12 protein-coding genes and 1 pseudogene are annotated in these 20,102 nt (G+C 43.1%); 4 read left to right on the forward strand and 9 right to left on the reverse strand.

Features of this window, described 5'->3' with window-relative positions:
* Positions 1-208: 208 nt before the first annotated feature.
* The gene (locus AB4493_RS20450; RefSeq protein WP_010438377.1) at positions 209-1,246 is read right to left on the reverse strand and encodes a polysaccharide lyase family 7 protein; all 1,038 of its coding nucleotides are present in this window, start codon (positions 1,244-1,246) and stop codon (positions 209-211) included.
* Positions 1,247-1,776: 530 nt separating this feature from the next.
* Here AB4493_RS20450 and AB4493_RS20455 point away from each other — a divergent pair.
* On the forward strand, positions 1,777-2,535 hold the full coding sequence (locus tag AB4493_RS20455; protein ID WP_114633649.1) for an oligogalacturonate-specific porin KdgM family protein: 759 nt from the start codon (positions 1,777-1,779) through the stop codon (positions 2,533-2,535).
* Positions 2,536-2,678: 143 nt separating this feature from the next.
* Here the strand turns inward: AB4493_RS20455 and AB4493_RS20460 are convergent, their stop codons facing one another.
* The 8 genes and pseudogenes from AB4493_RS20460 to AB4493_RS20495 all read right to left on the reverse strand — a co-directional run bounded on the left by AB4493_RS20460 (position 2,679) and on the right by AB4493_RS20495 (position 17,021).
* Entirely contained in the window at positions 2,679-2,954 is a 276-nt protein-coding gene (locus AB4493_RS20460; RefSeq protein ID WP_372155710.1) for a hypothetical protein, read from the reverse strand.
* A gap of 229 nt (positions 2,955-3,183) precedes the next feature.
* On the reverse strand, positions 3,184-4,752 hold the full coding sequence (locus tag AB4493_RS20465) for a polysaccharide lyase family 7 protein (RefSeq protein ID WP_372155712.1): 1,569 nt from the start codon (positions 4,750-4,752) through the stop codon (positions 3,184-3,186).
* A 414-nt stretch (positions 4,753-5,166) separates the two neighbouring features.
* A pseudogene (locus tag AB4493_RS20470) lies at positions 5,167-6,918 on the reverse strand (polysaccharide lyase family 7 protein).
* A 238-nt stretch (positions 6,919-7,156) separates the two neighbouring features.
* The gene (locus AB4493_RS20475; protein ID WP_372112272.1) at positions 7,157-9,028 is read right to left on the reverse strand and encodes a methyl-accepting chemotaxis protein; all 1,872 of its coding nucleotides are present in this window, start codon (positions 9,026-9,028) and stop codon (positions 7,157-7,159) included.
* Between the two features lie 1,044 nt (positions 9,029-10,072).
* Complete coding sequence (locus tag AB4493_RS20480) at positions 10,073-10,954, reverse strand: NAD(P)-dependent oxidoreductase (protein ID WP_004733521.1); 882 nt, start codon at positions 10,952-10,954, stop codon at positions 10,073-10,075.
* Between the two features lie 541 nt (positions 10,955-11,495).
* The gene (locus AB4493_RS20485; RefSeq protein WP_372155713.1) at positions 11,496-13,574 is read right to left on the reverse strand and encodes a DUF4962 domain-containing protein; all 2,079 of its coding nucleotides are present in this window, start codon (positions 13,572-13,574) and stop codon (positions 11,496-11,498) included.
* A gap of 220 nt (positions 13,575-13,794) precedes the next feature.
* Positions 13,795-15,573, reverse strand: coding sequence for a sodium:solute symporter family transporter (locus AB4493_RS20490; RefSeq protein WP_102332117.1), 1,779 nt, complete (start codon positions 15,571-15,573; stop codon positions 13,795-13,797).
* A gap of 728 nt (positions 15,574-16,301) precedes the next feature.
* Positions 16,302-17,021, reverse strand: coding sequence for a FadR/GntR family transcriptional regulator (locus AB4493_RS20495; RefSeq protein WP_017066445.1), 720 nt, complete (start codon positions 17,019-17,021; stop codon positions 16,302-16,304).
* A 266-nt stretch (positions 17,022-17,287) separates the two neighbouring features.
* On the opposite strand from AB4493_RS20495, the gene phnD reads away from it, so the two are divergent.
* The 3 genes from phnD to phnE all read left to right on the forward strand — a co-directional run bounded on the left by phnD (position 17,288) and on the right by phnE (position 20,096).
* Positions 17,288-18,244, forward strand: a complete 957-nt coding sequence (gene phnD / locus AB4493_RS20500; protein ID WP_372155714.1) for a phosphate/phosphite/phosphonate ABC transporter substrate-binding protein — start codon at positions 17,288-17,290, stop codon at positions 18,242-18,244.
* A 143-nt stretch (positions 18,245-18,387) separates the two neighbouring features.
* Positions 18,388-19,206 (forward strand): phosphonate ABC transporter ATP-binding protein, encoded by an 819-nt coding sequence (phnC, locus tag AB4493_RS20505; RefSeq protein WP_372123529.1) that lies wholly within the window; start codon positions 18,388-18,390, stop codon positions 19,204-19,206.
* Positions 19,203-20,096: a phosphonate ABC transporter, permease protein PhnE gene (gene phnE, locus AB4493_RS20510; protein ID WP_372155715.1), complete on the forward strand. Its 894-nt coding sequence runs from the start codon at positions 19,203-19,205 to the stop codon at positions 20,094-20,096. Before phnC ends, phnE begins: the two co-directional genes overlap by 4 nt.
* The last annotated feature ends 6 nt before the right edge of the window (positions 20,097-20,102 follow it).

Genomic DNA, 20,102 nt, shown 5'->3' on the forward strand with positions numbered 1-20,102 from the left:
TAAAATCTTTCTACGCTTTCTGATTACAACCTTGTCTTTTGACAAGGTTGTATTGTTTCAGCTGTACCGTTCATTGGTAAGCTTCATTGTACTCTCGCTGATACCCGGCTCATCTTAAATCTCATAGAAAACAAAAAGACCACTCAACATTCGGTTCAGTGGTCTTCGAAAACATTCCTTAAGGCCTGTTTCTAACTAGCCTTATGTACTATTTGCCGTTCAACTTTAGAGCAGAGAAAGTAACACTGTTGTAGTCGCCATTCTTTTTATCGACCGCAAAATCGCCAGTGCCAGCACAACCTGGGCCCCAAACAGGGTGAGTGTCATTTACGCTACACTGGCCATATGCGCCAGCTTTGTAGTAAAAATCATCTTCAGCATAGCCCGTTGGTGAGTCAAGTTCATCGACACCTTTACTCAGGTCGATTTCATACTTAACCGTATCGTGACGCTCTGTTTCAAACGTTAGATACATCATGGTACCTTTTACTTCCACTTTGTAACTAAACTCTTCGCCTAGTGCAATGCCCGCTTTACCCGGCTCAGCTGGATTTTCCCATGTGTTACCCCAAACAGGGTAAGCAATATCAGCACGGTTAGGATCTTTCTTCTCTAGGTTACGTTCATAGTTCCAAAATACTGAACCCATATCTTGATCAGGAAACTTCTTATAAAAGATCTTCAGTGGTTCATTACCATGTCCATACCCTGTTCCCGCTTTAATCAGTTCATTGTGTTTCTTAGCGTGTATTTGGCCAACAACGACTGAATGAGCTGGATATCTCTCTGGGAATTTAGCGTTCACAGAGACATGATTGACTTTTAATGTCGCTTCCAGCGTTCCACCAACCGCACTGTACTCTGAGGCAGATGGGTGGCTAGACAGTGCCCATTGGTTTCCTTTATCAGCAGTATCAATCGAAAAGTTTGCACCACGTGGCATCTGACGCAGTTCAGAACGTGCATTCTTCGAGTTCTTAGTCGTAATCGCTTGGTTCTGCACTTCAAATACAAGATTGCCATCTTTATCCAGATGGAAGAAGTCGCTATGTGAGTAGCTCATCATTGCCACCCCTTCTATTTCATCAACACGACCATCTTCATTGATATCTGAAGGTATGGTTATTTTCCAATTGTGCATATCGAATTTATCGGCAGGTACGGGGTAAGAAACACCGTTATTTGCGAAAGTAACCATTGGTACAGTCGCTAATAGCGCCACTGCTAATATGTTTTTCTTAAACATGACTCATCCTTTATTGTTAACAGATACCGAGTACACACTCAGTACAGAAACCACTTTTGAACACGAATTAGTACTAAATATTTTCTTCAATTTAAATAGTCCAACCACAAAAATTAGGGTTAACAGCTTGTTAAACACACTCAAATACAGCTCTTATCTTTTCGAACAAGATCTCTTGGATAAAGCAGCCACTCGTAACAACCAAGGTTGCCATCACCACCAAACCCCAAAGATAAATCGAATATTTGTCTTATTTTAACATTTTTAATTTCGTATATTCTCAAGCATTATAAATATGAGAAGCGAGTCATGCTCAACCTAATAAATAGGCGCAAAACTGGGACATTCATTACATTTAACTATATATTCACTCCATTATTCAGAACTTCTTGATAGATATCACAGAAATACTAAGCGGTAATAAATACCATATTTGTCATACATTAATTTAATACCATTTATAGTGTTAAATTGTGAGCCATGGGTATATTGGATGTATCCAAAATAAAAAATAATAGTGAGACAAAGGTATGAACTCTGTTACAAAAATTGCTGCAATTGTTGCTACAACTCTTCTTGCAGGCACAGCGACTGGCGCAACTCTTGATTACCGTGCAGAACATAAGCATGAAGACGATAAATACGCGCATCGTATTAAAATTGGCGGAAGTACGAAAATAGCAGACGAGACAAAGCTATATTTTAGCGTTGAACAAAAGTTCGCTCCAAATGCAGAAGGCGATATATATAACCAATTGGAACGCGGAGATTCTGAGTTTGATTGGGGTGTTCGTTATGCGTTAGATGAAAAGTGGTATTTGCAGCCAGGTATGCCTATTACGTTCGGCGATGAAAAAACAACATTTAAACCACAGTTTCGTGTTGGGTATAAAGCTGACTTCGGTCTAACAACGGCTCTTCGTTACCGTCATGAATTCCAAAACTACACAGACAGTTCAAGCAGTTCTCTCACAAAAGTTAACGGCGACAAAATAGCATTAGCTGGTGAGACTGTTCAGCAAGGTAAATTTACATTGACTGGCGCTTATAAATTCCAAGACGAAGATTTAAAAAACCTTCAATTAAGTTATGAGGCGAACTACGTCAAAAGCTACGAAGATCAAGTCAAAGCGAATGGTGAAGATTGGGAATGGGATTTAGGTGTAAAAATCGGCTATAAATTCGATAACCTAAGACCTTATGTTGAATTTTGGACATCAGATTACGGCTCAGCGGAAGAGAATGAACGTCAGTTAAAAACACGCGTTGGTGTTACATACTCATTTTAAACATGGTGACTATCCATTCTTTAAAAAGGCTTATAAATTTCTAAGCCTTTTTTATGGTTCATCGCGGCTTTCCGGGGAAAGCCGCTTTTATCTTCAGTAAGCATTTGTTCTATATATCTTTTTAGGCACTCCGTTATACGAGCTTAAAGCTCCAACCAAGATAGAGATTCTGTTTTTATGCCGCAGTCACGACACTTAATTCTTCGTGTTTGAACGGAAAGTTCAACAGGAACACCGAGCAACATGGCCTCTTTTACATGACGCCATTGATACTCATGAATAGCCTCGGCTTCAAGACCACAAAGGCACTTAGCCTCAGAGTTAGGTTTAAGAGTCAGGGTAATAAGTGATGCTGTCTGATGAGACTTTATTATTTGAAAACCTTCCCAGAATGAAGGTAGGAAAGTATGATTCGGCATGAAAACGGTCGTTTGTGTATGGTTTTTGTTTGGCGACTAAACCATATCACTTACTGCCGTTTTTTTTAGTTCCCGCTAATCCGCGTTGAACCTTTTTTATTGACGAAGTATCCTAAAACCCAAAACTTGTAGAGCGAAGCCTTAGGATTAAATAAAAGTAGTCCTATCGGTAATGAAAAAATGGCAGCTAATAATAGCTGCCATTTTAGTTGTAAATTCAACTTATTCATTATTCCTGATACTGATCGTGCGATACGTCTAGCTGGTAGAAAGTCGCTTGAGAGTAATCGTCTAGGTCGCCGCTGATATTTTGGTTGTAAACACCCGCTTTGAAATACATGTACTTGCCGCCAACGTCATAGCCGCTGTTGCTCATATCAACCACTTGTACAACATCGTCTTTGCCTTCACGCATTAGCGTTACCGTCATCGTGTTGCCTTTAACATCAATGCGGTAGCTGAACACTTCACCAAGCGCGATACCATCTTCGCCCACTTCAGCCGTCATATCGCCCACTAGAGGGTAGAAATCCTCTTTTGTTGCGTCTTGGCTTTCGTGTGCAAAGTAAACTGCGCCCGTTGGTTGGTTTGGCAATTTACGGTAGTACAAACGAATCGGCTCATCGTTTTGATCGTGAATCTGACCAATGATAAAGCGACCTACTTCATTCGCATTACCCGTTGTTGTCGCGTGGTCAATTTTCAATGTCGCTTCTAGAACGCCATCGATACCTGCCGCAGCTTCTAAATCAGATTCAGGTGCACTTGAGAATACCCAGTTGTTCTTGTTAACACCTTTCGTACTGATAGACTGGTCACCACGACGCATCATCTCACGAAGCTCAGTACGTGCGTACTTAGTGTTTTTAGAGGTACGTACACCTTTCACATAAGCCTTGAATACTAGGCCGCCATCGTCCGCTGTGTAGAAGATTTCTGGGTGCTGGTAACCGTTTGCAAGGTTCCACTCAGACACATCATCAGGCTTGCCGTTTTTGTCATGATCGAATGGCTGAGACAGGTACCAATGAGTCATGTCGAAGTTTTCGCTCGGTGCATTACCTGCAACTGGTGTTGCTGGTAGGCCTGTCGGAACAGGTAGTGCGCTGCGAGTATCACATTCAACTGACGTCTCACAAGGGTAAACCGCTGCTACGCCGAAGTTACCAGAGCGTAGATCTTTACGCGCTGCTTTACGTGCTTTTTCTGCCGCTTTCATTTCAGCGATAATAACTGCTTCTGCTGCTACCACGTCTGAAGTGATGATATGGCTAGCAGGACATGCGTTAATGCTACAGTTAACTGCGGCTAATCCTGTCACACTGTTCCAACCGTTTTTGGTGTTGCCGTGACCAACATATCTTACGTAACGTGCTTTTACCGCAGGCTCAAATTGGAAACGCTCAAGACCGATAGCTTTACCAGAACTCAGTTGGTTCTCAAGTACCGTCGTCCAGGTTTCACCATCGACACTCACTTGGATATCAAACTTAGATTGGCGCTCATTACCTTTACTGAAAGATGCTTGAACAGCGTCAAATTCTTGAACTGAACCATAATCTAGCATTGCCCACTCACCGTCACCCGCTGAAGACCAACGTGTGGTTAGATCTTGGTCAATAAGACGATCTGGGCCGTTACCATCATGGCTACTAGCGGCAACTGAAACTGGCGTTAGAAGCGCTTCACCCGTTTCTTTGTTATTTGGAAAATCAGCAGTCGTCGTGCTCGTGCTCGCACAACCAACCGCAAGTAGAATAGAAGAAGCGAGTAAGGTTTTTAGAGTAATTTGTTTCATATTTAATCCATTATTATAATACAAAGACAGCGTTCGTAAGTGAAAGCTAAATCAGCAAACACGAGCTATAAGGCGGTTCCCCTCTCAGTATTTGCGATAACATGAAAATATTACGTAATCTTATAATACAAATAAAATATTTCATTGAATAAATGAGACTGGGAACACTTTCCGATTTTTCTATGCTTTAACTGGATCACACTTCCTATTGATAAAAGACAATATATAGAAATTTAGAATACAAAATAAGCTCGTCATCTACGGCTCTCCTCCACTGAATGTGCGAGCTATAAACTCAATAAGACGAGTTCCCAGCAATCAGAAAACGCCGATTTATCTCTCCCTAAAAACCGAAAAGACCACATTAATGTGATCTTTTAATTTAATGTAGGAACGGCTTAAATCTCGACTCAATCAATAGTGTGCCGCTCTAAGAGAACTAAAGCTGACATCGAACACCTCACCAGCATAGCCGCTATCAGGTTTAAATTGAGGGTAAATGCCCGCTTTGAAATAGAAAGCAATATCTGTCGATGTCCAATCGGAGGTTAACAACACAGTGTCGCCATCTTTGTCTGTATAATCTTGTCCCCAAGGGATTAAATGAGAAACGGTGTTGGTTCCATCTAAATCATGAGTCGCCAAGTAGATACCTTCTGGATTGGCTCGAATCGTATATCGCCACTCTTCACTTGCCGAATAAGTCCCTAACTCGACACTGAACGGGTCACAATGATCACAGTCTTGGTTGTTGCGCTCAAAATCAGAGTTCAGTATCACTCTTACTGGCTTACTCTCGCCTTCCCATAACAGTTTCACCAATGCTTGATTGATCTTCCAACCATGAATTTGTCCAAGTACCACTTTTGGATCTTGATTGTTGATGTTCGGGTAATCTTCAATTCGCAAGCTTGCGGTTAACTCGTGACTGGTAGCGTTCGTTCTAGTGTCGTCCAAATACCAACTTGTATCTTCATCGCTAGTGCTACAATCCGGTTGAACACTGCTTTGATACAACTCCCTGAGCTCAGAGCGAATATAGCTAGAGTTTTGGGTAGAGGTGCCGTATCCCATATCCGCTCTAAAGTGCATTCTTCCTTCATCAGTATTGAAGTAAGAAAGATCAATATCACTGTCGTACACATCGCTGTCATTTGAAAGAAGATCTTTACTCGATTCACAACGTTCTGGTTCTAACTCAGCAGCACTGTCACCACCGCTTCCATACCAATCATTCTTACTCGGTGGAATAGTCAGCTTCCAATCATTAATGTCCCAATCGTTTGATCCATCGATTTGAGTCGTGGTGTATCTCAACGCCTGATAGTAAGCAATCGCTTCACCATTCTCAAATTGGTTATAGATACCCGCTTTGAAGTAGCTCAATAAATGCTGCCAGTAAGCGATGTCTTGATTCACTTTTACTTCATCATTCACTTTGAGCGACAGTGTGTTCTCATAAACAGAAAGATCAAATTTGGTAAAACTGTCCAATTCCGCCTCACCTAAATCGTAGCGATTGTATGACGTGGCATAACAATCCGAAGAGTCAGCCGCACTGCTACAATCAATCGCATTGCTCTTCATGACCGCCCAATAATGACCGGTAAGGCCGTCCCTCTCCTGCTCCCAAACCACACGCAATAATGGATGAGGAATGTAACCGGTGCCACTCTCATCAGTCCCCTTATTGTGTATCTGCAGCAACGTCACTTCATCATGGTCGGCAGGTGAACTCGCCATTGCATGCTCGATATCAGGTAAGCTTATTTCCGCATACAAGCTTCGTCTTACGCCCGTTTCATTGATATCGAAGTTTTCTCCCTCACGAACCTCAGAACGCATCTTATAGTTCGCCATTTTAAAAATTAGGTTTTCCGTCTCTTCATCTGCGTAAAAGTAATTACTGATGTAACCATCGAAATCGCCATCTTTCACTTCAGAGGTTTTGTTGCCCTCTGTGCCGTTAGGATCCGATACCTGAAGGTCAGAACTGGAGAGGATGTTTTGATACTTAGCAATATCATAAGGCGCAACAACGCCATAAGACGTTCCTGGACTGGTGTTATCAGAAGGGTCATCGCTATCACTTGAGCTATTTGAACTGCTTCAACCGCAGCCATAGGTGAGTGAAGCGAGAGCGACGATGAGGGTTGGCTTATTCACATTTATCTCACTTATCCATAAGAGTAGAGTGATAAGATATATTTGTACTATTTTATGTCAATTATCTATTTATCATAATGTGAGATGCGACAAATGAGGTGATATGAGGTGGCGCTACCGAGGATTTAGAGACAAAAACAACGCAGAAAGGCCACTCTAAACTCGACAGGTTTGGAGTGGCTCTCAGGCTAAAAGCCACAATTAAAACATTGATTTTTAGTGTTTATTAATAGAAACGTTAGACTTTAAAGCTACTCATTAGCTCGCTAACGCTGCCATTCAGTGTTTTGATTTCAGCCGACTCTGTCAGTTGATCTTGGCTTAGCTTATTGAGTTCCTCAACGAAGCTTTCAATCTTATGCATGTTCTTAGCGATACTATGAATCAAGGCATTTTGCTCGACAGAAGAAGCAGAGATATCGTTGTTGAAACGACTCACGGTTTTCATCTGTTCCGTCAGCTTCGCTAGCATGTTTACCGCTTGCACAACTTGAGCACGAGTCATCTCACAATTGCTCTTCGTTAACTCGATCGATTTAACCAAGCCATCCGATTTAGATTGCAACCCAGATAACGCCTCTTCGATTTCAGAGGTGCTGATTTGAGTTCGGTTTGCTAGCGCACGGACTTCGTCAGCCACGACAGCAAAACCTCGACCATGCTCGCCTGCTCTCGCCGCCTCAATGGATGCATTCAGCGCAAGCAAGTTGGTTTGCTCAGCAATACCACCAATCACAGACACTATCGACTGGATGCTCTGTGTTTCATTGGCCATAGAACGAATATCATCCGACGTCGTACAAACTTGCTTCTCAAGATCACTGATGTACGTTTCGGTCACAGTGTTAATTTGCTTAGTCTCGTCACTGGACACGGCCGCATCTTGCGCTGCTTCTGCCGCAAACTGTGAGTTCTTCTCGACTTCACTTGAAGCCTCGGACAATCCATTAATCGCAGAGACCACCTGAACCGTTTCATCGGTATGAACTTTCAGTACATCGCTGGTTTCCTTGCAGCCTTCTCGAATACTTAATACCTTGGTATCAAGATCTGAGTTCTTGAATTTCACGTCTTTAACCATCTCTTGCAAGCCAATGATGAACAAGTTGATGTCTTTGGCGATGTGTCCTAGGTCGTCATTACTTTTCTCTGCGAGCCTTTGGGTCAGGTCGCCATTACCTTGAGAAAGGTCGTGAACAATCTTACGCAATGACACGATTGGGCGGTAGAAACGATTCAGGAGTAAAGTCATCAATATGACCGACCCCAACACACAGGCAATAATCAGCATTCGAGCATCCGACATCACACCATTCAGCTGATCGAGCGCAAGTTCAGGATCAATACTAGAAATCATGTACCACTCTTTCTGGCTGCCAATATCGACCTTCTTAGCCATCAAGATTCGCTGATTACCATCAATCATACCTTCAATGAATTGGTCAGGTAGTTCAATAGCTTCATTGAGTTTCATTAAGGCGTCAGCAGAAGATATATTGCTCTGTGGAAGCACGTTTTCTATTGTGGATGCAATTACCATCCCTCTCTCATCCACGATGATACCTTTGGCTTCGTAGATGCTATCTAGCTGTTTGAGCTGAGTTTCCAAATCATCAAATCGAATGTCTGCCATGATGACGCGATCTTGATAGGTGTAAGTCACACCAATCATAGGTACTTGAGTACTCTTGGTGAAAAACAGATCACTAAAAGATAAACCTGATTTCAATTTCGCTTGTTGATACCAAGGACGAGTCGTTGGGTTGTATTTTTCTTTGATTCCAACACCGTTTGGGAAAGACTCTGAAGGACGAGAAGTGTAAGAACGACCATCATCAAAACCCACTACAATCTTGTCAATACCACCGAGCTTAGCGGCAAAATGCATCAGCGCTTCGTTTGGTACTTGGTATGGGGATTTCATGAACTCTTGTGCAACGGAATTGACCGTATCGATGGTGCGCTGGACGGTGCTTTCAATCTGATTAATTTCTATCGTTAACGAGTGATCAATCTCGTTATAAATCGTTTGGTTTACTTGATCAGTCGCCAAGTTAAGCGTGAACCAGTTCGTAAATGCCAAGGCACTGGAACTGACGATCGCCACCATTAAAATCAATTTTCCTTTAAACCCTAGAGACAATTTTGAATTCATAAAACTCATAATCCATATCAACCTATGTCTATTATTTTTATCCGAATGAAATGGTCATTTTTTAGATATTCGAAGATACGGGAAGCAAAACTTGTTCATGCCGTTCCATCGTCACAACCATCAATTTAATTAATATTGTATGTTTAATTTACTGCACTTTCTGTGAGCAATCTTGACATATCAAAACTGGTTAAAATCACCCTGTGACATAGGTATCATTTATGAGTTTGAACTTTTAACATGATTAGAAAGGAATAATTAACCAATTAAAAATGATCAACTTTCAGATGATTACCTCACAACTTCGCCGATAATGCCTCCACTCAAATTATTCATATCACTTTCGGTCACCTGACTAGGAAAGTGAGCCTTAGGTCACATTTTCACTAACCAACCATTCACTCAAGGCATTCAATCTTAAAATTTATTTGTAATACAATAAGCCTTAAGTTATGGTGTATTTGAATCATAACTTAAGTTCTTTCTGGATGCTTTTGTTCAGTTCAAAGTGATAATTGAAGCAGCCGCTTTAAGGTCATTGAACTCGTTTAACGTAGAAACTGTCGGGGGATCTCGTTATTCGTTTTTTCACTTTCTATTGATCATTTGTTTTTCCAGACGGCTCGTCCGAACATGCCCATACAGTCACCAGCTGTGTGGGTTTTTTTTACTTTCTTTTCAGACCCGATATACGAGCGGTGTTAAGCCATCGCCAACAATCAGTTAAGTGCACTGGTTTAAGCTTGCGAGGAAAAGTGAGTGAGTTGGTGCTAGAAGGCTTTGAATTTACAAGTAGATATAGATATAGAAACAAAAATAGGAATTGAGGCAGTAACAAAGTTGAACAGAGTTTTGAGTAGGTGTAGCTGAGGAAGTAGAAGTAGAAGTAGAAGAGTTTAACGAGGGAACAAAGGGTTGGGTATGGCAGATAAAAACGAACCTCGCTGAGGTATCGCCGCCTAAAAAGACAGGCAATACCCTAGCGAGGTCGTACGTCGATTACTTCTCTAGTTTAGCGAAGTAGTCGAAGATTACTGGTACGTCGTTGTTACCCATTCCTGCGTCAACAGCAGCTTGTAGGCTAGTTGCAGTACCTTGAGCAATTAGAGACTCAGTACCTAGCTCTTCACAAAGAGCAAGGAAGTAACCAAGATCTTTGTTAGCGTTAGCAACAGAGAAACCTAGCTTCTCTTCGCCGTCTACTGCGTAGAACTTACAGAATTGCATGAATGGTGAGTTAGATGGACCTGCAGACATGATGTCAAACAGTTGTTGGCCATCAACACCAGCGCGTTGAGCAACAGCGAAAGCTTGAGACATAGTCGCAACAGTCGTCATACCCATGAAGTTGTTTACAAGCTTAGTAACGTGACCAGAACCTAGAGCACCTAGGTGGAATACGTTTTCGCCTTGCTCTTCAAGAACAGGTTTAACTTTGTTGAAAGTTTCCATGTCGCCAGCAGCCATGATGTTCAGAAGACCATCTTTAGCGTGTGCAGGAGTACGGCCTAGAGGTGCGTCGATCATGCCCGCGCCTTTTTCAGCTAGAGCTGCGCCGATTTTCTTAGTAGAAGCAGGGATAGAAGTACCGAAGTCTACTAATACTGCGCCTTCTTTGATACCAGCTAGAACGCCGTCTTCGCCGTAAACGATTTTTTCAACAACAGCTGAAGTTGTAAGACAAAACTGAACGATGTCACTTGCAGCAGCTAGTTCTTTAGCAGAAGTGAATGCAGTCGCATTGCCGCGATCTGTAACGCGAGCAACAGCTTCAGCGCTTAGATCCATTACGTTTACGTGGTAGCCGCGCTTTTGTAGGTTTTCAACCATGTTGCCGCCCATAAGACCTAGGCCAATGAAACCGATTACAGGTTTAGTCATGTTCAAACTCCAAATATAGTATTGTATGATTATATGGTCATTATAATAACGACGTCTTTTCCGTTACGCAATAGTTTTAGGGTAATCCTTCAATGCTTAGACGCAAGTTGTGACGGGGATTCACTTTACGAGAAAATATGGTCACGCTTTGTACTTACAAGAGCGATATCCCAATCAAAAAATAACCTATTGATGAAATAATGCACTCTAAATGTCATACGATTAATGAGAATAAGCCACTCCAATAACGATTATTAACCTGCCGTCCCTTTTTTCAGACAAGATTAAGGCTGCCCACTGTCAGTAGTTGACAAATTATTGGAAGACAGTCACTGCCCTAGCCTTAGTAAGGTTTACTGAACACGGGTTTTAAACCAAGTTTTGTCGCCACTTACTAAGCCTGGCACTCTTGCTACTTAGCCTCTAACTAACCAACGCAACCTCTTCCCACCTCGTAGGCTACTGCCTGTTCTGTGCAAACAAAAAAACTCCGAGCTTTCACTCGGAGTTTTTAGTATCTAGCTTCTGTTGCTTCAGCGAATTACAGTTCGATTGAAACCGTTTCACCATCAACATTTAGCATTAGCGTGTTGCCTTCAAGCTTGTGAGACACTTCAACTTGCTCGCCTTCGTTCTTATTAGGAACAAGAAGCGTAAGGATGTTGTGCTCTTTTGATGGCTTGAATTCCACTTCAACGTGACGGTGGATTTCAAGATCTTTGAACTCGTATGGGTCAACTTCGCCAAAACCTTCAACGTTCTTAACTGACGTGATGTTATCAGCAGACTCGTTGATGAAGTTTACGTCTAGGTGCGCAACTTCGCCACGGATAGTGAAAGACTTGTCTGCCACGTCGTTTGCGAAAGTTGTGTGCATTAGCCAAGTCATGTCTTTCTCTTCAGAAAGCGTTGCCTTGTCTTGCATTACGAATACTTTACCTTGAACAAACCAGACCTTACGCTTGTAAGATTCAATTTCAGGAACGAAGTACTTGTAAGATGCCGTTGCATCACCCTCAACCATCTTCACATCAGATTCAGTGTCGAAATCAGAGATGTTGCCGCCCGCTTCGATACAGAAGCGATCTTGGTGGTTTTCGTAGCCCGTGTTCTTGTTCTCGCCGTACTGACCTTTACCGCCAAATAGTGGAAGGTTCTTAGAGAACGTTTGACGACGCCATTTCGTGTGCATATCAACACCGAAACCACCGTAGTAGCCAGTGATTGACGCTAGCGTTTCACCGAATGCATGCAACGTGAATGCGTTTTGGTCACCGTGAGAGTGGCTGATTGAGCCAAACGGAGAACATTTGAATACCATGTGAATATGGTTATCACGCTCAGTCATCTTGTTGTGGAATGCAGCCCAACCCGTGATTGGGAATACTTTCAACAGTGGGTCATTCGATGGTGCTTTCTCTTCAGGTGCATCCCAAAGGAAGTTAAAGCGAAGATCATCGTAACCGAAGTCCCACCAACCGAAGTTGTAGAATTTGGTGTGTGCTTCAGTATCACGGCCTTTCAGTTGGTTGTAGTACCAAACATACTCAGGCTTCTGGTTAACACCTGCGTAATGCTTGATGTTGTAAGCCAGTTTTAGACCTGGGAAATCACCGATTGAAGACTGGTCACAGAAGCTCGCGCGCTTAGAGTGAACAGGCATGCAGTAAAGCGGGAAATCACCTGTGTTTTCGTAGAATGTTTTGTTGAACATGTCTACGCCACAGTATGCTTTCAATAGGTCGAATGCTTCGCCTAGGAATGCCGTTTGCGTGTTCCAGTAGTCAGGACCTTCAGCCCAACCGCCGTCTACACCGCCCCATGGTGGGTAGTGTACTGCGTAGTATTCTAGTGCGTATGCAATGTACTCGCCTGCTTTCGGGTGATCGTGGTAAAGCGCGATACACGTTGGGATGATAGCAGAAGAGATAGAACGAACACCGTGGCTGTTCAGTGGGTTGTTCAATAGATCAACCGTCACTTTCAGGTGGTGCATGATTTCGTCTAGACGCTCAATCAAAGCATCTTGAACTTGCTGACGTTCTTTATCTGTGAAGTAGCCGTGTAGCCAGTCGTAACCCCAAGCCATAGCCGCGATAACACGGAAAGCCGCTTCATCGTTATAGCCACGAGAAGTCACGCCTTCTGGATCGTACGTAGACAGTTTTAGAGTCCAAGCTTTTGCTTTAGCAATTAGCGCTTCGTCTTCTTTCACAACACCAGCAATTGCTAGGTTACGTGTCGCGTTTAGTGCCATTTGGCAATCAACGTACATTTGACGCCAGTAAGGACGCCATAGAGAAGCTTTGCCTACCGTGTCAGCTGGGTACGCTTGAGGCTCTTCGAAAGGAGCAGTCTCAAGGAACTTAACTGTCGAGTTATTGTAGAAATCATCAAACATGCAGTGAGCTTCATCAGCTTTCACTTTCGCTTTGAATTCTTCTAACTGATCTGCTTGAACAAGAAGACGTGGACGTGCTTCGCTCAAGTTGTCTAGGAATGATAGGTCGAAGTCACGTTTCTGTACTTCGATAGGGAGTAGGTCTACAAGATTACCTGCTGAAGTATCATTCTCCAGCTTCATCTTCCTGATTGCATCAAGAGATTTTTGGTCGCTCATTCTAACTCACTTATTTTTCAAGTTGATTGAAAGGAATTAGCAATAATATACGTCTTATTGTAGGACAATTAAATCTATTTCGGTTCGATTGAACCATTTTGTACAGTTTTCGTGATTTAGGTCAGATATCTTCCACCTGACCGTTTTTCCGTTTCGCAGAGCAAAAAAAATGCGACGCCCTTTCGAGTCGTCGCATTCTATTATAATCGTTTTCTATGTATTAGCTTTCAGTTACTGCTTTCGCTTGCTTGCCGCCGTCATCGACCGCTTTAACCAATAGCACACCAACACCACCAACAATCACACCACAAAGTATGAAGACTAGACGTCCCCACATTGGGTTAGTGAGTAGAGCCATTAGCATGATACCGACACCCGCTACCGCAATCAGTTTACCAAGCATTTCACGCTGTTTGTTATCCAGTACTTTCTGTTCTGCTGACTCCGCAACTAATGGAGTAGACAGGTTACCGAAGAACTTATCAACGTCTGCTTGACGCTTCTCAGTTAATGGCTTGTAGAACAGAGTTGATAGGATGAAGAAACCACCTGTCAGCGTAATGTGAGCAATCAGACCGATAGCAACCTTAACATCAGACCATTCACGGCTTGTTAGCTCTTCTAGACCGAAGATTGAAGACACCATTTCAGCGTTAACAACGAAACCCACGTAGTAAGAAACAAAACCACCAACCACTAGCGTACCCCAACCAGCCCAGTCCGGAGTCTTCTTAATAAAGAAGCCAAGGAATGCAGGAATTGTCATTGGGAAGCCGATCAGTGCGCCTACATACATCATGGTATCGAACAGGCTCAAACCTTTAAGCGAGTTGATGAACTGTGCAATAAGGATGATAGCAATACCAAACACGGCAGAAGTAATCTTAGAAACCGTTACTAGTTCTTTTTCGCTAGCCGTACCTTTACGAACGATTGGTTCATAGAAGTTCTTAACAAAGATACCCGAGTTACGGTTTAGACCAGAATCCATTGAAGACATTGTCGCTGCAAACATCGCCGCAACTAGAAGGCCAACCATACCTGCTGGCATGTACTCTTGTACGAAGTATAGGTAGGCAAAGTCACCCGCTTTCTTACCTGCATCTGGGTAAGCTGCTGCTAGGTCGACACCTTGACCTGCAATGTACCAAGAAGGCATGAACCAGATAAATACACCACAAAGCATTAGCACACACGCTAGTAGCGCCGCTTTCTTCGCGTTCTTTGAGTCTTTAGCCGCTAGGTAACGGTAAGAGTTAAGCATGTTGTTAGTAATAGAGAACTGCTTCACGAAGATGAAGAATGCCCAAATGCTGAAGATGCTTAAGTAGTTAATGTTGTTACCAGAAAGGAAAGAACCGCCTTCCGCTACAGGGAAGTTATTCACGATTTCACCAACACCGCCACCTTGAACAACAGCAACAACAGCACATGTCACGGTTACTGCCATGATGATAACCATCTGCATAAAGTCAGATGCAATTACCGCCCATGAACCACCCGTTACAGACATTGCCAATACAACCAAACCGGTAATCCAGATAGTTGCTGTCATGTCGAAACCGAAGATACCAGAAGCGATGATTGCTAGTGCGTTTAACCATACACCGGCAGAAACAACACTGTTTGGCATTGAAGACCAAGTGAACACTTGTTCGTTAGTCGCACCGAAACGCATACGAATTGCTTCGATTACCGTTACTACACGTAGTTGACGGAACTTTGGAGCAAAATATGCGAAGTTCATGAAGTAACCAAATGCGTTGGCTACGAAGATGACCGCTACTGCAAAACCATCGTTATACGCTTTACCTGCCGCACCGGTGAATGTCCATGCACTAAACTGGGTCATAAAGGCGGTTGCACCAACCATCCACCACAACATGTTACCGCCCCCGCGGAAGTAGTCACTGGTGGTACTTGTAAATGTTCTAAACATCCAACCTATCGCAATCAAGAATAGGAAATAAATGCCGACAATAATCGTGTTGAGTTCCATCGTGTATCCTTTGTCCGTTGTATTTTGTTACGAGGACTATAGGAAATCTCAAACTTTATTTGTAGTACAATAATCCAAATAAGTGATGGCGATCTTATTTTGATTGATTAAGTTAATTATATATATGACATAGGATGGAATATGGCCAATCCATTAAGGAAATTACTGGTGTTTGAGATGAAAACTCAAAAAACCAAGACCAAAGAACATCACACCCATTAAAATCAAAGACTTATAAAAAAAATGAGACTTTGCACACTTATTAACAAATACAACCAAACACATATAAATATAAAATTCTCAAAAATAATAAAAGCCAAATCTGAGCTAAATCCCCCTCATTTATCACACAATAAACCAGTGTTTTTATCTATTGAGAGTGGACAATTTCATTAGAATTCAACTTAAATTAATCCATATTGAAGCGGCATATCCTGTTCAAACGATGGCGGATTAAAAATATACAAAAATGAAAAATCATGGATGACGCATAATTATTTGGGGGGAGCTCGAGTGTCTAAAACGAATATCGAGCGTAATATTATTTTTATTTTGATGGTAAAGAGAACGACCGCTAGGCGTATACAAGAAGGAACTGACTTAAGAAGGAGTTAAGCGGGGGTGAACCAAAACAGTGCCACACATGGTGCAACACGCTTTCTAAAAACAAAAAAGGCATGCACTTGGCATACCTTTTTGACTGGTTCAAATGAAGTTGAAAACCGTGTTTAGCTTGCAGTGGCTAAACGGTGGTTAGCATCTTGCAAGTGAGCCGCTGACATTGTACGAGCTTTTTCACTGTCGCCAGCCATAATCGCTTCATAGATTCTACGGTGTTCATTGATACATGTGCTGCCCTCTTCAGAAGAGTGCACGATGAAGTTAACGAACATGGTCGTCAGAATATTGCCGAATGGCAGGTAGAAATCGTTACCTGTTGCATTGAAGATCAAGCTGTGGAAACGAATGTCGATGTTTGTCCAACTTTCTTGGTCAAACACTTCAGCTTCATCTACTTCGACCATCTTTTGGAAGATCTCTGAAAGCTCGATACGTTGCTCAGCGGTCGCAAATTTAGCCGCCAGTGCACACGCTTCAGGTTCAATCGCACGGCGAAGACCTAAGAACTGTGAACAGAATTGGTCTACGTCGGTTAGGCCGTCCATCCATTCAATCAGTTGAGGATCAAGGAAGTTCCAATATGCACGGTCGACTACACGAGTGCCGATTTTCGGGCGGGACTCTAATAGACCTTTAGAGGTCAATAGTTTAACTGCTTCACGAAGTGCCGTTCGGCTGATACCAAACTGTTCACACAACGCCATTTCACCAGGAATAATAGAACCTTGTGGCAGTTCACCAGACAAGATTCCACGAGCGATTTCACGCGCTACTTGCACGTGCAGGCTGCGCTTCGAGCCCGAGATTGAATTAAAAGTGCTAACCATAAGTTCACTTATTTTATATGTTATGTTTATGTATTATTTAAGGATCACTATAACAGGATTTCAACCTAGCGCCAATTGAGTAAATTAGCAACGAGTCGCGTTCTATTAATTTACTCAATGAATCAAACACTTATAAAGCATCTAACTCCACACAGCTAGAAACATTATGTTACACCATTCATAAATCCGTCATCAAAACGCATCGGTTCTGTCATCCTCGATTTCTATACTCCCTTCCCAAAAAATCACTCAATTGGACTGAAATAATGAAACCGACAAAAACAAATCTCACGCTTAAGAGCGCTATTACTGCTGCGCTGATTTTTTCTGGTTCTGCATTAGCAATGGATACACGATACGAAGACCGCTCTGGTAACTTGGTCGCCGATGTACCTCAAGATGAATCACAATGGGTGGATCCAAACACGCTAATTTTTGCTTACACGCCAGTTGAAGATCCAGCAGTATACGCTGATGTGTGGAGCGAGTTTTTGAGCCACCTTGAAAAAACAACGGAAAAAACGGTTCGTTTCTTCCCTGTTCAAAATAACGCAGCTCAAATTGAAGCAATGCGTTCAGGTCGTCTGCATATCGCAGGTTTCAACACAGGTTCAACGCCACTAGCAGTTAACTGTGCTGGCTTTGCTCCATTCACCATGATGGCGGCTGAAGATGGCTCTTTCGGTTACGAAATGGAAATCATCACGCACCCAGGTTCAGGCATCGAAAAGGTTGAAGACCTAAAAGGCAAAAACCTAGCATTCACATCGCAAACGTCAAACTCTGGTTTCAAAGCCCCTTCTGCGATTCTGGATGCTGAATACCAGCTTCAACCTAAACGTGATTTCAAACCGGCTTTCTCTGGCGCGCACGACAACTCTATTTTGGGTGTGGCACACAAAGATTATGACGCAGCAGCCGTCGCTAACTCAGTATTGAACCGTATGCTTTCACGTGAAGTCGTGAAAGAAGGTCAAATCAAGAGCATCTACAAGTCACAAACCTTCCCAACAACAGCTTACGGCACAGCGCACAACCTAACACCAGAGCTTCAAGAGAAGATTCAAAAAGCGTTCTTCACTTTCGACTGGGAAGGCACAAAGCTTCAAGAAGAATTTGAGCGTAACGGTGAAGCGAAGTTCGTTCCGATCACTTACCAAGAGCACTGGGAAGTGATCCGCACTATCGATACAGCCAATAAAGTCTCTTACACGTGTAGCTAAGTTCAACCGAACTAAAAAGCCAATCACACACCGATAAAACTAACTGCAGGTGTAATCGCCTGCAGTTATTCACCACTCTTTCCGGTTTACTTTCCATGCCTGTCTCAGGCGAACTCTTAGTACACCGCTCTTATAGAAATTCTATGTCTACTCTTACCCTTAAAGGGCTTACCAAGCACTACTCCAGTTCTGATAAAGCCCTTACCAACGTTAGCTTGTCGGTCAATGCCGGTGAAGTGGTTGGTTTAATTGGTCCATCTGGTGCGGGTAAATCAACGCTTATCCGTTGTATTAATCGGCTCACCGAGCCCACCAGCGGCGAAGTGATCTTTTCCAATACCAATCTAGAAACGCTGTCTAAGCGACAACTGAGACAATCACGCCGTGAAATCGGGATGATTTTCCAAGAGTACGCGCTGATTGAGCGTTTAACGGTGATGGAAAACGTACTTTCAGGGCGTTTGGGTTACGTGAACTTCTGGCAGAGCTTTACTCGTCGTTTCCCTGAATCGGATATCCAAGCCGCTTATGCGCTAATCGACCGTGTTGGGTTGTTAGAACACGCCAATAAAAGGGCCGATGCTCTATCGGGTGGTCAGCGTCAACGTGTTGGTATTGCACGTGCACTTGCTCAGAAACCGAAATTACTGTTGATTGATGAACCAACGGCCGCACTTGATCCACGTACAGCGCGCCAAATCATGCGACTGATCAGTGAGATTTGTTCAGAGCAACAGCTCCCTGCCATCATCAATATTCACGATGTTCAATTAGCAAAGCAGTTTGTTGACCGTGTGGTCGGATTAAATGCAGGTTGTGTCGTATTTGATGACAAACCAAACCTGCTCACTGAAGATGTTTTAACGCAAATCTACGGTGAAGAAGACTGGAGTCAACAAGCAGAAGAAGAGGCCGATGACCTCATCATCACGAGCCCTCGCCTGTCTGAGGCAACAATATGACTCAACCATATCCAAATCAAGCTCATCAGCATTTAAAGTCAGCACAACAACATTTAAAGTCAGGAAAACTGAATTCCAAACAATACCCGACACAGTGGACAAAGCCTCCACTGATTTCTAGCCCATGGCTACGCTGGAGCTTAATCATCATTGTCGCGGTTTACTTGTACTTTGCGACTCAATCGGTACACGTCAACTGGACTCGAATTTACGAAGGCAGCGAACGCGGCTGGCAGTTCATTTTGGCTTTCATGAACCCAGATTTTGGTGGCCGATGGAACAACATCTCACAAGGTTTGATTGAAAGTTTAACCATGACCCTGACATCGACCGTGGCGGGTGTCCTTCTTTCAATCCCATTCGGATTAGGCGCAGCGAAAAACCTTGCCCCTACGCCTGTTTACTTATTCTGTCGTGCGTTTATTTCGGTTGCGCGTAGCTTACAAGAAATCATCGTAGCGATTCTGTGTGTTGCTCTATTTGGCTTTGGTACGTTTGCGGGCTTTGTCACGCTCACCTTCGCCACCATCGGCTTTCTCGCAAAACTGTTTGCTGATGAAATTGAAGCCATTGACCCAGCACCACTCACCGCAATGCGCGCAATGCGCGCAACGGGCGCAACGGGCGCGAGTTGGTTACAACAGGTCAATTACGCGATTCAAGCGCAGGTAATGCCGCGCTTCATCGGACTTTCGATGTACCGACTCGACATCAACTTTCGTGAGTCAGCCGTGATTGGCATTGTTGGCGCAGGTGGTATCGGCGCAACGTTAAACACAGCAATGGACCGTTACGAATACAGCGCATCAGCCGCTATTCTATTGATTATTATCGTGATTGTGATGTTGTGTGAATACCTTTCAACCATCATCCGTAAGCATGTGCAGTAAGGAACG

Source organism: Vibrio sp. 10N.222.55.A1 (genome assembly GCF_041473835.1).
Lineage (GTDB): Bacteria > Pseudomonadota > Gammaproteobacteria > Enterobacterales > Vibrionaceae > Vibrio > Vibrio crassostreae_C.

Coding starts and splice junctions, on each gene's coding strand:
- AB4493_RS20450 (WP_010438377.1), bottom strand. CDS start 1,246: ATGTTTAAGAAAAACATATTAGCAGTGGCGCTATTAGCGACTGTACCA.
- AB4493_RS20455 (WP_114633649.1), top strand. CDS start 1,777: ATGAACTCTGTTACAAAAATTGCTGCAATTGTTGCTACAACTCTTCTT.
- AB4493_RS20460 (WP_372155710.1), bottom strand. CDS start 2,954: ATGCCGAATCATACTTTCCTACCTTCATTCTGGGAAGGTTTTCAAATA.
- AB4493_RS20465 (WP_372155712.1), bottom strand. CDS start 4,752: ATGAAACAAATTACTCTAAAAACCTTACTCGCTTCTTCTATTCTACTT.
- AB4493_RS20475 (WP_372112272.1), bottom strand. CDS start 9,028: ATGGTGGCGATCGTCAGTTCCAGTGCCTTGGCATTTACGAACTGGTTC.
- AB4493_RS20480 (WP_004733521.1), bottom strand. CDS start 10,954: ATGACTAAACCTGTAATCGGTTTCATTGGCCTAGGTCTTATGGGCGGC.
- AB4493_RS20485 (WP_372155713.1), bottom strand. CDS start 13,574: ATGAGCGACCAAAAATCTCTTGATGCAATCAGGAAGATGAAGCTGGAG.
- AB4493_RS20490 (WP_102332117.1), bottom strand. CDS start 15,573: ATGGAACTCAACACGATTATTGTCGGCATTTATTTCCTATTCTTGATT.
- AB4493_RS20495 (WP_017066445.1), bottom strand. CDS start 17,021: ATGGTTAGCACTTTTAATTCAATCTCGGGCTCGAAGCGCAGCCTGCAC.
- phnD (WP_372155714.1), top strand. CDS start 17,288: ATGAAACCGACAAAAACAAATCTCACGCTTAAGAGCGCTATTACTGCT.
- phnC (WP_372123529.1), top strand. CDS start 18,388: ATGTCTACTCTTACCCTTAAAGGGCTTACCAAGCACTACTCCAGTTCT.
- phnE (WP_372155715.1), top strand. CDS start 19,203: ATGACTCAACCATATCCAAATCAAGCTCATCAGCATTTAAAGTCAGCA.